We start from the raw sequence: 14,007 nt of genomic DNA, 5'->3' as shown, positions 1-14,007 counted from the left end.
GCCCGAAATTGCATCCGGTGTGCTCGTCTAATCTGACTAAGCTGCAGTTTGGGGGCTATTTTCGGCTCGGGGTTCATCAGTACCGGAGCGTTTATGCGGTTGGCCGTGGGGGCACTGTTGTGGATAAGTCTGAACGTCGCAGCCGCCGACGCGCCTGTGCGCTTCGTCATGGCCGACAGCTGGGCCATGCCGATGGTGCAACTGGATCGCGGCCGGCCGACCCAGGGCATCCTTTACGACATCATGCTCAGCCTCGCCACCCAGGTCGGGGTGCCGGCCGAATTTCATGTGCTTCCCCGCGCGCGGGTGCAGGGTGCCATGGAACACGGCGAAGTCGATGTGCGCTGCTATGCGGCGCAGTCGTGGCTGCCGAACCAATCCGGGGATTACATCTGGAGCATTCCACTGTTTCTGCAACGCGACCTGCTGGTTACCCGGCAAGGCTCGCCCGCGTCGATTGTCCCGGCCAGCCTGAAACATGAATCCATCGGCACGGTGCTCGGCTATATCTACCCAACGCTGCAACCGCTGTTCGATAACGGCCAGTTACAACGCGAAGACGCGCGCAATCAGGAACAGGTGCTGGATAAACTCCTGTTCGGGCGCTATCGCTACGCAGTCACTAATCAGTGGACCCTGGACTGGTTCAACCAGCGCCTGATGCCGGGCCGACAGTTGCAGGCGGTGGCGGTGTTGCAGGAGCAGAATGTTGGCTGCTACGTGCGCAACGACCCGAAGGTGCCGGTGCAGCGGATTTTGCGCACGTTGCTGCGGATGAAAATGTCCGGGGAGATTGATGACATTATTGGGCTCTATACGGGCGCGGAACCGCATACGCCCTGATCAGCACCGAAATCCTGTGGGAGCGAGCCTGCTCGCGAATGCAGAGTGTCAGACAACATAAATGTTGAATGCTATACCGCCTTCGCGAGCAGGCTCGCTCCCACAGGGGATTTCTGGTGATTACAAAATGTCAGCCAACCTGATCCAGCACTTGCCATTCCACCGGCGCAACAAACCCCGCAACCCAAGCAGGCACCTCGGCGGGCGGCATCGGTTTGGCAATGAAATAACCCTGGGCCACTTCGCAGCCGAGTTCCAGCAACAATCGACCATGCTCGATACTCTCCAATCCTTCGGCGATCACCTGCCGGCCAAACGCCCGGGCGAGGCCGATCACGGCAGTGGTCAGGGCCAGATCGTCGCGGTCGTGAAGAATGTCGCGTACAAAGGATTTATCGATCTTGATCGTTTGCGTGCGCAGGCGCTTGAGGTAGCTCAGCGACGAATAACCCGTGCCGAAATCCCCTAGCGAAAACTGCACCCCCAGCGCCTGGCAGGCCTGCAAACAGGCACTGACATGCTGGATGTTTTCGACGGCCACCGACTCGACGATTTCCAGGTCCAGCAGTTGCGGCGCGACTTGATTATGTCGAGCAAGCACCTGCCTGAGCCGTTCAACGAAATCCGCCCGCTGAAAATGTCGCGCCGCGATATTAATACTGATCGGCCAGCCCTGCCCCGCCTGCTGCCAGTGGTGCAACTGTGACAAGACCTGATCCATCACCCATTCACCGATGTCGATGATCAGATCCGTTTCCTCCACCAACGGCAGAAACTCGCGCGGTAGAACCAGGCCGTTTTGCGGATGCTCCCAACGCAACAACGCCTCGAAACCGACCACCTCGCCGCGACGCATGTTGACCTTGGGCTGGAAATGCAGGCGCAACTCGCCGCCCACCAAGGCCTGACGAACCCGCTCGACGGTCTGGTGCGTGGCTTTAACCTCCTGATCGCGGGACACATCGAACAGATGAAAACGGTTACGTCCGCGCTGCTTGGCCACGTACATCGCCTGATCGGCGTGGCGCAACAGGGTTTCGGCATCTTCGTTGTCGTACGGAAACAAGGTCACGCCAATGCTGGCGAACACATTGACGTCCTTGCCATGCAGCGAATACGGCGCCGAGATCGCCCCCAGCACCCGATTCAGCGCCGCGCGCAGTTCCGGCATGTCCCGCACGTAACGCAACACCAGCACAAACTCGTCGCCGGCCAGCCGCGCCACCACATCTTCGCCGCGCACAATCGTGCGTAAACGCTTGGCCACTTCCACCAGCAATAGATCGCCGCTGGCATGCCCGTAGCCGTCGTTGACGGCCTTGAAGCCATCGAGGTCGAGCATGCACACCGCCAGCGGAATGTTTTCCTGGCGGGAGAACTCCAGCGCCTGATCCAGCAAATCCGAAAGGAACGCGCGATTGGGCAGGCCGGTCAACACATCATGTCCGACCCGCCATTGCAGGGAATGCAGCAATTGACGTTTTTCGCTGATGTCGAAGCGAATCGACAAGTAGCGGTCAACCCGCCCGGTGGTGTCGTTGAGCACCGGCACCATGGTGCTTTCGACCCAATACAGGCTGCCATCCTTGGCGCGGTTACAGATTTCGCCCTTCCAGATCTCACCCAAGGCAATGGTGCGCCACAGGGTGGCGAAGAAATCGGCGGAGTGCAGGCCGGAATTCAGCAGGCGATGGTTTTGCCCGATCAGTTCCTCGCGGCTGTAGCCGGAGATGGCGCAGAACTGATCATTGACGTAGGTGATCCGGCCGCTCAGATCCGTTTCGGAAAAAATGGCGGCGGCGTCCACGGCCCTGCGGTATTTCTCATCCATGAGTCAGGCTCGCCTGTCGCTAGCGGTGGTACCGCTCGACCAGCACACAATGCCCGGAAGAGATGTTTTGAAACGGTCTGCGCAGAGACACGTGCTTACTCCATGACAGCATTTGATGGCCCCGGGACAGCCGAAGATCAACTAGGCTCACAAGCCTCGGCGAAATTGGAAACGGCGATCCAGACACCATTTTGCAAGGCATCAGGCCACTCGCAACGACCCCACACACCCGGCAATGGAACGCAACGCTGGCAGCTCCATGTCGCCTTAACTTCTGAAAGCAGGTCACCAAATGCCCCCTTTGAGCGGCGATTCTACGAAATGCATCACATTTTGCAAAGCAAGGTGATGGATCATGCAGTTGTCTAATGCAAAAATCTATCGTTAAGTTCTTGATTCTAAATGGGAATTGAGCGATGCAAATTTCAAGTTTGGGTCCAGCCATACGACGCTATCGCAAGGTCGCGGGGCTTACTCAGGCTGAACTCGGCGAAAAAACCGGTTTTGACCCCAAAACCATCAGCCGCTTCGAAACCGGCACCTATACCCCCAGCGTGGAAGCATTGTTCCTGCTTGCCGATGTGCTGGGCGTGAAGCTGAAAGCGTTTTTCGCAGATATGGGCGATGAAGACGAACAGCGGGCGTACCTGTTCAGCGTCATACACAAAGCCACCTCAAAGGATCTGGGAAAGCTGATCGCTGCGGTTGACCAGGCCTTGTCCAAGCCTTAGTGCCAGTAATAAAAAGGCAGATCTGTCGACTCGACCGATCTGCCTTTTGTTTATTCGGGCGCCAACAACCGTCTCGAAGAACGTGCACCGGTAATGGCCATCCGATATCCTTGCGTGAAATTAATTCAAAATGTAAGGGAATACGATGAAACGCCTCCGTCCGTTCTTGATGGCCGCATTGCTGTGCGCACTGCATAACCCCGCACAAGCCGCCACCACGCCCCCGCCAGAAACCGTTGAAGCTGCCCAAGTCGAGCAAACGCCCGAGCAGTTTCTGGCCTCCCTGAAGAAACAGCACGGCACCATCACCCTGCCCTCCGGCATTGCGACGATGAAGCTCAACGACGAGTTTTATTACCTCAATCCCAAAGACACCGAGCGGTTGCTGACCGAAGGCTGGGGCAACCCACCGGGCACCGAGACGCTGGGCATGATCATCCCGACCGGCGTGAACCCGCTGACCGCCAGCGGCTGGGGCGTGATCGTCAGCTACAGCGAAGACGGGCACGTTTCCGACGAGGATGCGGCAAAAATCGACTACGCCGACCTGCTCAAGCAAATGCAGGAGGAGGACGAGGAAGACAATAAGGAACGCCAGAAACAAGGCTATGCCGGCCTGCACCTGCTGGGCTGGGCTGAGCAACCGCATTACGACGGCGCCAGCCACAAAATGTATTGGGCACGGGAACTGAAATCCGACGATGCCGAAGACAGCACCCTGAACTACAGCATTCGGGTACTGGGCCGTAAGGGCGTACTGGAGCTGAACGCGGTTGCCGCGATGGCGGACCTGCCGATGGTCAAGAAAGAACTGCCGAAAGTCATCGCCTTCACCAACTTCACCGACGGCAACCTCTATACCGACTACAGCCCAGCCACCGACAAACTGGCGTCTTATGGTCTGGCGGCATTGGTGGGTGGCGGCCTGGCGGCGAAGGCCGGGTTGTTTGCCAAGATCGGCATCTTCCTGCTGGCAGCGAAGAAGTTCCTGATCGTCGGGCTGGTGGTCATCGCAGGCTTCTTGCGCAAACTGTTCAGCCGTAAAAAGGCTTAAGGGCTTGTCCTTCTGCGCTGCCAGATAATCCTGGCAGCGCAGGATTTGCAAACGGCAGGCACAACAAAACCGCCGCAGGACAACGCAGCAGACAAAATAAACTTAGGGATTTTAAAACGAAGCATATCGAAGGATGTTGCGCGCGCAAGCCTCGAAACTAAGGACTTGGCGTTATGGAGGCAACCCCACCAGCCACACCCCGGCACACAATGTTCCCGCTGTGGCTGCTTCCTTCCGGATCTGACCAGGTTCACGGGTAATCGTTGCGGGGGGACCGATGGAGTCACCATAACGACGTTCACCTCACGGCGAACGGCGCCATTGTACCTATCTGAGTCGAAGTTACAACCGTTCGATCCAGATTAAAAATATGAATCAGGTCAAGGACATGCGCCGCGCCCGAAAACCCGCCTCGTAGCAGCTGGCTGCATCGTTCCTATTGCTGCGCCAACACCTCATCCGCCCTGCCGCCCTCCTGCTGGATCACCAGGTGGATAAAGTGCAGCTTGGCGATCACCGCTGGTGGCAGCACGAACGGATAGAAATCCGGCTGGCCCATGCTGCGCGACAACTCGTTGAGCATGCCGGCCAGTTCGATCCACGCATTGACGAACGACAGGAACGCCGCGCCGCCGGGATGCTGCGGATCGTAGAGCGTGCTGGACGGGAATGGCTGGTAATCGAAATCCATTTCCCGGGCGCTCATGCCAAAGCCCAGGGCGGTGTCCACCGCGTCCATCATGTGCAGGTAGTGCGCCCAGGTTTCGGCCCAGTCTTCCCATGGGTGCATCGTCGCGTAGGCGCTGACGTACTGTTGCTGCCAGTCCAGCGGCGCACCTTGCTGGTAGTGGCGTTCAAGGGATTCGGCGTAGCTGGCGCGCTCATCGCCGAACAGACCACGGAACGGTTCCAGCCAGTGGCTGTTGGCGATCAATCGATCCCAGTAGTAATGCCCGACCTCATGACGAAAATGCCCAAGCAACGTGCGATACGGTTCGTGCATCTGCACCCGGATCTGTTCACGGTGGGCGTCGTCGGCTTCCTTGATATCGAGGGTGATCAGGCCATTGGCGTGACCAGTGGTGGGCGGCTTGCCTTCCAGATCGACGCCGATGAAATCGAAGGCCAGGCCGGTTTCCTCGTCCACGGTTTTCGGGATCACCTGCAAACCGAGGCTGACCAGTTGCGCAACCAGACGCCGCTTGGCCGTTTCGACCTTGCGCCAGCGTTCAGGGTTTTCGGGAATCGATAGATCAGGGATGGTGTGATTCAGACTACACGCGATGCATAACGCGTCATGGTCGTTGGCCGGCAGCAGCCAGTTGCAGGCGGCCGGGGAATCCAGATTGGCGCAGCGACGGAACACGCCGGCCTCGGGATCGGCGTCGAGCAGCCAGGTGTCCGTTTGCGGGCCGGGTTGCAGGGATGACAAGCGACTCTGTTCCGGCTGATAGCCCAGCGCCGCCGAACAGGCCAGGCACTGACTGTTGCGAAAGAACAGTGACTGGCCGCAGCGGCACTGCCAGACCTTGCTGTTGCGCGAACTCTCGCCGATAAAGGGCGCGGCGATGCGGGAACTGAGCTGTTCGAAGAAACGGTACATGGCGAACTCTCCCTGAGGGGTGCCAAGACTAGATCATTTCAGACTCGTGATCGTTCCCGTTTTTTGTGTGGGTAAAATCAAAAGATCGCAGCCTCGTTTCACTCGTCAGCTCCTACAGGGGGAGGTACGCCCTTCAATGTAGGAGCTGCCGAAGGCTGCGATCCTGGCGATCTTAAACGTCGATACCGTATTCCTTCAGGAAGTCGACAAACGCTTCCTCATCCAGCACCTTCAACCCTAGCTCATTGGCCTTGGCCAACTTCGATCCGGCACCCGGCCCCGCCACCACGCAATGCGTCTTGGCCGACACCGAGCCCGCCACCTTCGCGCCAAGGCTCTCAAGCTTGTCCTTGGCCACATCGCGGCTCATCAATTCCAGCGAACCGGTCAGCACCCAGGTCTGCCCAGCCAGCGGCAAGCCTTCGACGACTTTCTTCTCGCTCTGCCAGTGCATGCCGAATTTGGACAATTGCACCTCCGCAGTAATCGAACGCTTACGATTTTCCTCAATCGCAAAAAACTCCCGAACGGAATTCGCCTGTTTCTCCGGCAACGCTTGACGCATATCCAACCAATCGGCGTTCATCACACCTTCCAGCGAGCCAAACCTGTCCGCCAGTTTCTGCGCCCCGCCCGGCCCCACCGATGGAATGTGCAGCTTGTCGAGGAACCCGCCGAGGGTGGTGCTCGCGGAAAACTCGGCGCCTAACTCGCCCTGATCCTGAATCTGCAAACCGTGTTTGAGCAGTTCCTCGATCACCTGCTGGTTATGCGCATCTTCGAAGAAACTGTGAATCTCATACGCCACTTCCAGGCCGACATCCGGCAAGTACGTCAACACTTGCGGCAACGCCTGTTGAACCCGCTCCAGCGAGCCCAGGGAGCGCGCCAGCACCTTGGCGGTCTCTTCGCCGACATCGGGAATCCCGAGGGCGTAGATGAAACGCGCCAGGCTCGGCTGCTTGCTGTCTTCGATGGCGCCGAGCAGTTTCTTACTCGACAGCTCGGCAAAGCCTTCCAGGTCGACAATGTCTTCGAACTTCAGCGCATACAGATCAGCCGGCGAACTCACCAGGCCTTCATCGACCAATTGCTCGACGCTCTTGTCGCCCAGGCCTTCGATGTCCATGGCACGACGGGAGACGAAATGGATGATCGCCTGCTTCAGTTGAGCGCCGCAGGCCAGACGCCCGACGCAGCGATACACCGCGCCTTCGCTGACGGTCTCGCGACCTTTGCTGCGCTTGACCAGTTGCGTGCGCTCGACGTGCGAGCCGCACACCGGGCACTGTTCGGGAATCTGCACCGCCCGGGCATTTTCCGGACGACGCTCAAGGACCACTTGCACCACTTGCGGAATCACATCGCCCGCGCGGCGGATGATCACGGTGTCGCCGATCATCAAGCCCAAACGCGCCACTTCGTCCATGTTGTGCAACGTCGCATTGGCCACGGTCACGCCGGCGACCTTCACCGGTTTCAAGCGTGCGACCGGCGTGACGGCGCCGGTGCGGCCGACCTGAAATTCCACATCGAGCAACTCGGTGAGTTCTTCCATCGCCGGAAATTTATGCGCGATCGCCCAACGCGGCTCGCGGGCACGGAAACCCAGTTCACGCTGCGAGGCAATGCTGTTGACCTTGAACACCACGCCATCGATTTCATAGCCCAGCGCATTGCGGCGCTCGCCGATGTCGCGGTAGTAATCCAGGCATTCGCCGATGCCGTGCGCCAGTTTCAGCTCATGACTGATCGGCATGCCCCAGACCTGCAACTGCTTGAGATTGCCGATGTGAGTGTCAGCTATGTCAGCCGAAATCTGGCCGATGCCGTAGCAGCAGAATTCCAATGGACGGTTGGCGGTGATCTTCGAATCCAGCTGGCGCAAGCTGCCGGCCGCGGCGTTTCGCGGGTTGGCGAAAGTCTTGCCGCCGACTTCCAGTTGCGTGGCGTTGAGCCGTTCGAAACCGGCCTTGGACATGAACACTTCGCCGCGCACTTCCAGGGTCGCCGGCCAGCCGCTGCCGTGCAGTTTGAGCGGGATGTTGCGCACGGTGCGCACGTTGACGCTGATGTCTTCGCCGGTGGTGCCGTCGCCGCGTGTGGCGCCGCGTACCAGCACACCGTCCTGATACAACAGGCTGACCGCCAGGCCATCGAGTTTCGGTTCGCAGCTGTACTCCACCGCCGCGCCACCGCCAAACAGATCACCGGTCGGCAGGTCCAGGCCTTCGGTGACACGGCGATCGAACTCGCGCATGTCGGTTTCTTCGAAGGCGTTGCCGAGGCTGAGCATCGGCACTTCATGGCGCACCTGGGTGAACGCCGACAGCGCTGCGCTGCCGACGCGCTGGGTCGGCGAGTCGCTGGTGATCAGTTCGGGATTGGCCGCTTCGAGGGCCTTGAGCTCATGGAACAACCGGTCGTACTCGGCGTCCGGAATGCTCGGCTCGTCCATCACGTGATAGCGATAGTTGTGCTGATCCAGCTCAGCACGCAGCTCTAGAATGCGGGTTTTGGCGGCGGTCATGGGTGTTCTCTCACAAAGCAAAAGAGCAGCCGAGGCTGCTCAATCTCATCAAGATCAAGAGATCGCAGCCTCGTTTCACTCGACAGCTCCTGCGGAAAATCGATCCCTGTAGGAGTTGTCGAGTGAAACGAGGCTACGATCTTTTGCCTTTATCGTTTCTGGGTCAGTGCGCGACGTTCGAACTCGACGATGCGCTGACGGTAGTGCTCAATCGTCTGGGCAGTCAGCACGCTGCGCTGGTCGTCTTTCAGTTCGCCGTTCAGCTCCTGGGACAGTTTGCGCGCTGCAGCCACCATCACGTCGAAGGCTTGCTTCGGATGACGAGGGCCTGGCAGGCCGAGGAAGAAACTCACCGCCGGGGTGCTGAAATGGTCGATGTCGTCCAGATCAAAAATGCCCGGCTTGACCGCATTGGCCATGGAGAACAGCACTTCACCGTTGCCAGCCATGCTTTCGTGGCGGTGGAAAATATCCATCTCGCCGAAACGCAGACCGCTTTCCAGAATGTTCTGCAACAGCGCCGGGCCTTTGAAGCCGGCGGCGTCGCGGCAGATCACGCTGATCACCAGCACTTCTTCGGCTTGCGGTTGTTCTTTATCGCTGACAGCAGGCGAAGCCTTGGTGTCATCCGGGAAATCGTCATCACGGCTGCTGAAGCTCGGGCCGCCGTCCAGGTCCAGGCTGAGGTTCATGTCGCCCTGGGAAGGCTCGGCATGGCCACGCTTGCCGCGCTTGGAACCCGACTCACGGGGTTCCCGGGCCGGCATGCTCACCGACGGCAGATCATGCTCGTCCAGCTGCGGCTCTTTATGTGTATCCAGCACCCGTGGCGGGCCCAACAGCTCGGCGCTGGTGTCCTCGTCCGGCAGGTTGGACAGACTTCGATCAAGACGGAACTTCAGTTTTCCCTTGCCGCCGCGCATACGGCGCCAGCCATCGAAAAGAATACCGGCAATGACAATAATGCCGATGACGATCAGCCACTCGCGCAGACCGATTTCCATGTAATCCCGTGCCTCTATAAAAAATGCTGAAAAATAAGGGGTTTACAACGTGCAAACCGCTTTAAAACGTGGCGCCAACTCTATGTTCTGACAGGCGTTTTGCCCACGTATACGAAAAATTGACATTAAACTAGCACGACCAAAGGCAACTTTACACCGTCTGTCACAATGGCTTCAGCGAATATGTCGATTGGCCAGCAAGTAAAGGGGGAGTAAATAAGCCTACAGCTCCTGAATACTTGCCCTACAGCTAACGACTCAAGCATCCACCATCGCCATCGCCTCCTCGACATCCACTGCCACCAAGCGTGAGCAACCCGGCTCGTGCATCGTCACCCCCATTAGCTGATCAGCCATTTCCATGGCGATCTTGTTGTGGGTGATATAGATGAACTGCACCGTCTGCGACATCTCTTTGACCAGCCGTGCGTAGCGTCCAACGTTAGCGTCATCCAGTGGCGCGTCAACTTCATCGAGCATGCAGAACGGCGCCGGATTCAACTTGAAGATCGCAAAAACCAGGGCCAGTGCGGTCAGGGCTTTTTCGCCACCGGAGAGCAAATGGATGGTGCTGTTCTTCTTTCCTGGCGGTCGCGCCATGATCGTTACCCCTGTATCGAGTAGATCTTCGCCCGTCAGTTCCAAATACGCGCTGCCGCCACCGAAAACTTTTGGGAAAAGTGCCTGAATTCCGGCATTGATCTGATCAAAGGTATCTTTGAAGCGGTTGCGCGTCTCTTTGTCGATCTTGCGAATCACGTTTTCCAACGTATCCAGCGCTTCCACCAGATCGTCGTTCTGCGCATCCAGATAACGTTTACGCTCGGATTGTTGCGTGTATTCGTCGATGGCCGCGAGGTTGATCGCACCGAGTCGCGCAATGCGCGCGGCAATGCGTTCCAGTTCTTCCTCGGCCTCTTTCTCGTTGGCCTCGGCCACCAGGGTTGCGATCACGCCGTGAAGGTCGTAGCCGTCTTCCAGCAATTGATCTTCGAGGGTCTTGCGCCGCACGGTCAGGGCTTGCCATTCCATGCGCTGGTGCTCGAGTTGGCCGCGGATCAATTGCGATTGCTGCTCGGCCTGATTGCGGCGTTTCTCGGCATCGCGCAATTCGCGGTCGGCATCTTCCATGGCGGTTTGCGCGGTCTTGAGTTCTTCGTCGACAGTCATGCGTTTGTCGAGCAACTCTTCGAGTTTGAGGCGCAGCTCTTCCAGCGGCGCCTCACCCTCCTCCAGGTTCAGACTGAGGTGCTCGCGCTTCTCGGTCAGGCGCTCGGACTGCATCTCCAGACGCTCAAGGGCCTGGCGCGTCGAATCGTGTTGCGCCTTGAGCGAACCCAGTCGCACCGCCAATTGATGCGCGTGATCCTTGTGCTGCCGGGCTTCCTGACGCACCCGGTCGAGGCGTTCACGCAAGCTGTCACGCTGGGCCAGCAGCAACTCGCGCTGCTCGATGTCCAGCGCCATGCTGTCGAGCGCTTCCTGCAATTGCAGGCGCGCTTCGCCGATGTTTTCGTGCTCCAGTGCTCGCTGTTCGCCGAGCTCGGTGAGTTCTTCGTCGAGACGCGTACGGCGCAGGGTCAGTTGTTCAGCCTTGGCTTTGCCGGCGGACAACTGCGCTTTCAATTCACCTTGCTGACGGGCTTCGTCTTGCAGCAGACGGCGCAAATGTTCGCGACCGTTTTCCTGCTGACGCTGTTGCGCCCGCAAGTTTTGCAGCTGGGTTTCCAGGGTTTCGACAGAAGCTTCGCGCTCTTCGCGCTCAAGGCCCAGTTGCTGGATTTCCTGACCACGGGCGAGCACGCCGCTTTCCGCTTCACTGGCGCGACGCACGCGTAAAAAGTGTCGACCGACCCAGTAACCATCGCGGCTGATCAGGCTTTCGCCAGGCTTCAATTGAGCGCGTGAGGCCAAGGCCTGCTCGAGACTGTCCACCGGTTTGACCTGCCCCAGCCACGGCGACAGATCGATCTGCGCTTCGACCTTATCGAGCAAACTGCCGGCCACGCGCACGCCATCGCTGGCGGGGCTGAGCAAGCGCAGATCGCCCTGGGAAAACCCGGCCAGATCGAAATCGCCGAAGTCATCGACCAACACCGCTTGCAGGTCGGCACCGAGCACGGTTTCCACCGCCAGCTCCCAACCGGCCTCGACCTTCAAACCTTCGGCCAGTCGCGGACGCTCTGCCAGATTCTGTTCACGCAACCATTCGGCAGTGCCGGTGCCCGGATCGAGCGCGGCTTGCTGCAAGGCCTCAAGGGACGCAAGCCGACCATTGAGGCGCTGCAAATCGCCCTGCGCCTGTTGCTGCGCGGTCAATGCGTGCTGCAATTCCTGACGCAGTTGTTCAAGCTTTTCGACCTGAGCTTGTTCACTGGTCTGCAAATCCTCAAGCGTCGCTTCGGATTCAGCGAGCTGCTCGCTGAGTTCCATGATCGCCGCATCTTCCGGGTCGGCCGAAAGCAACGCTCGCTCCTCGCCCAGACGCTTCTGACGATCAGCCAGGCGCTCCATACTGGTTTCCAGTTGCTGGATTCGCGACTGCTGCACTTCAGACTGACGACGCGGTTCGGCGGCGGTGAGGTTGAACGTGTCCCACTGCTCTTGCCAGGCGTGCATGGTGGTTTCGGATTCTTCCAGCGCGGCGGCGGCCTCTTCGGCGGCGGCGCTGGTGACTTCCTGCTCCGGCGTGAGCATGTCCAGCTCTTCGCCGAGGGTCAGCAGCAAGGTGCGGTCGTGGCCCAGGTGCGATTCGGTTTCCAGACGCGCACGCTCGGCTTCCTTCAAATCGTCCTGCAACTGGCGCAAGCGCTGCTGGCCGTGCTGGATGCTCTGCTCGACCCGGGCGATGTCGCCACCGACCGAATAGAAACGCCCCTGCACCAGATTGAAGCGCTCGGACAGGTCATGGTGACCGTCACGCAAGCGCTCAATCGCGGCATCGGCATTGCGCTGTTCAGCGACTAACGCTTCGAAAGTGATTTCCTGATTGCCGATGACGGCTTCGCGCTGCCCGACCTGTTCGTTCAACGCATGCCAGCGCAGGGCCGACAACTGGGCCTTGAGCTGACGCTCCTCGCCTTTGTATTCCTGATACTTCTTGGCCGACTCGGCCTGACGATGCAAGCGCTCGAGTTGACGCTCAAGCTCTTCGCGCAAGTCGGTCAGGCGCGCCAGGTTTTCGTGGGTGCGGCGGATGCGGTTTTCAGTCTCGCGCCGGCGCTCCTTGTACTTGGAGATCCCCGCCGCTTCTTCAATAAAGTTACGCAGATCTTCGGGTTTGGCTTCGATCAGCTTGGAGATCATGCCCTGCTCGATGATCGAGTAGCTGCGCGGGCCCAGGCCGGTGCCGAGGAAGATATCGGTGATGTCGCGACGACGGCATTTGGTGCCGTTGAGGTAATAGCTGTTCTGGCTGTCGCGGGTGACTTTGCGGCGAATCGAGATTTCCGCGTAGGCGGCGTATTCGCCAACCAGGGTGCCGTCGGAGTTATCGAACACCAGTTCGATACTCGCCTGGCTCACCGGCTTACGGCTGGTCGAGCCGTTGAAGATGACGTCGGTCATCGACTCGCCGCGCAGGTTCTTGGCCGAGCTCTCGCCCATCACCCAACGCACGGCGTCGATGATGTTCGACTTGCCGCAACCATTGGGCCCGACCACCGCCGCCATGTTACTGGGGAAGTTCACCGTGGTCGGGTCGACGAAGGATTTGAACCCCGCCAGTTTGATGCACTTGAGCCGCACGCTTAAGCGTCCGTCAGGGCGGAAACCACCAGATCACAGCTGCGCTGGGCATACGCCGTCAGCACCACGCGGATCTGCGGGAAGTCACGGGCGATCACGGCTGCGAGCAAGCGCTCGAACAGCTCCAGGAATTCGCTCATCTCGGCCTTGCGTTGCTCCAGGGCGAGGAAATACGCGCGGCTCATGGCCGGTTGCAGGTTCTCGACGGTTTCCTGCAAGTACGGATTGTTGGCGAACGGATACGCCGCGCGCATCACGTTGAAGCTGTCGTCGACGAACGTGCGGATGTCCTGACGCTCGTAGCTGGCGGTGAGGCGCTGCTGAATCTGCACGAACGGCGCCAGGTCGGCCTGGACTTGCCAGCCAGTGGCCACGGCGTTGCCGAGCAAGATGTACAACTCGCTCATCAGCGTGCACAGGCTCTGGACCTTGTGCGCGGTCAGTTCGGTCACGTGGGCGCCACGTCGCGGCAGGATCGCGATCAGGTGGCGGCGCTCGAGGATCAGCAAAGCCTCACGGACCGAACCGCGGCTGACATTGAGGGCCAGCGTGACCTTCTGTTCCTGGATGCGCTCTCCCGGCTTCATTTCGCCGCGAATGATACGTTCGGCGAGGTGGTGAGCGATTTGCTCGGCGAGGCTGTCCGGCGCCTTGAACGTCATGG

The 14,007-nt window shown here is 59.3% G+C and carries 9 protein-coding genes and 1 other RNA gene; 3 read left to right on the top strand and 7 right to left on the bottom strand.

Annotated elements, in window-relative coordinates:
* Positions 1-93: 93 nt before the first annotated feature.
* Entirely contained in the window at positions 94-843 is a 750-nt protein-coding gene (locus LOY68_RS09780; protein ID WP_265044293.1) for a substrate-binding periplasmic protein, read from the top strand.
* Positions 844-973: 130 nt separating this feature from the next.
* On the opposite strand, the gene LOY68_RS09775 is transcribed toward LOY68_RS09780, so the two are convergent.
* Positions 974-2,674 carry a putative bifunctional diguanylate cyclase/phosphodiesterase gene (locus tag LOY68_RS09775; RefSeq protein ID WP_054054052.1) on the bottom strand — a complete coding sequence of 567 codons (1,701 nt, stop codon included), beginning with the start codon at positions 2,672-2,674 and terminating at the stop codon, positions 974-976.
* A gap of 416 nt (positions 2,675-3,090) precedes the next feature.
* Between LOY68_RS09775 and LOY68_RS09770 the strand changes: the two genes are divergently transcribed.
* A complete protein-coding gene (locus LOY68_RS09770; protein ID WP_054054050.1) occupies positions 3,091-3,405 on the top strand; it encodes a helix-turn-helix domain-containing protein in 315 nt (104 codons plus the stop codon).
* Positions 3,406-3,550: 145 nt separating this feature from the next.
* A complete protein-coding gene (locus tag LOY68_RS09765; RefSeq protein ID WP_163909213.1) occupies positions 3,551-4,459 on the top strand; it encodes a DUF2167 domain-containing protein in 909 nt (302 codons plus the stop codon).
* A gap of 183 nt (positions 4,460-4,642) precedes the next feature.
* Here LOY68_RS09765 and ffs read toward each other — a convergent pair.
* From ffs to LOY68_RS09735, 6 genes are all read right to left on the bottom strand, one after another.
* An RNA gene (gene ffs / locus LOY68_RS09760) (signal recognition particle sRNA small type) lies at positions 4,643-4,739 on the bottom strand.
* Positions 4,740-4,895: 156 nt separating this feature from the next.
* On the bottom strand, positions 4,896-6,062 hold the full coding sequence (locus tag LOY68_RS09755) for a putative zinc-binding metallopeptidase (RefSeq protein ID WP_265044292.1): 1,167 nt from the start codon (positions 6,060-6,062) through the stop codon (positions 4,896-4,898).
* 172 nt (positions 6,063-6,234) lie between these two features.
* Positions 6,235-8,592, bottom strand: a complete 2,358-nt coding sequence (ligA, locus tag LOY68_RS09750) for an NAD-dependent DNA ligase LigA (protein WP_265044291.1) — start codon at positions 8,590-8,592, stop codon at positions 6,235-6,237.
* A 149-nt stretch (positions 8,593-8,741) separates the two neighbouring features.
* On the bottom strand, positions 8,742-9,596 hold the full coding sequence (gene zipA / locus LOY68_RS09745; RefSeq protein WP_054054043.1) for a cell division protein ZipA: 855 nt from the start codon (positions 9,594-9,596) through the stop codon (positions 8,742-8,744).
* Positions 9,597-9,854: 258 nt separating this feature from the next.
* On the bottom strand, positions 9,855-13,343 hold the full coding sequence (gene smc, locus LOY68_RS09740) for a chromosome segregation protein SMC (RefSeq protein WP_265044290.1): 3,489 nt from the start codon (positions 13,341-13,343) through the stop codon (positions 9,855-9,857).
* 2 nt (positions 13,344-13,345) lie between these two features.
* Entirely contained in the window at positions 13,346-14,005 is a 660-nt protein-coding gene (locus LOY68_RS09735; protein ID WP_265044289.1) for a GntR family transcriptional regulator, read from the bottom strand.
* Positions 14,006-14,007: the final 2 nt, after the last annotated feature.

Origin of the sequence: Pseudomonas sp. B21-053, from assembly GCF_026016365.1 — a bacterium.
Lineage (GTDB): Bacteria > Pseudomonadota > Gammaproteobacteria > Pseudomonadales > Pseudomonadaceae > Aquipseudomonas > Aquipseudomonas nunensis.
The sequence above is the reverse complement of the archived record's forward strand: the minus strand, read 5'-3'. Positions and strand labels throughout refer to the sequence as shown.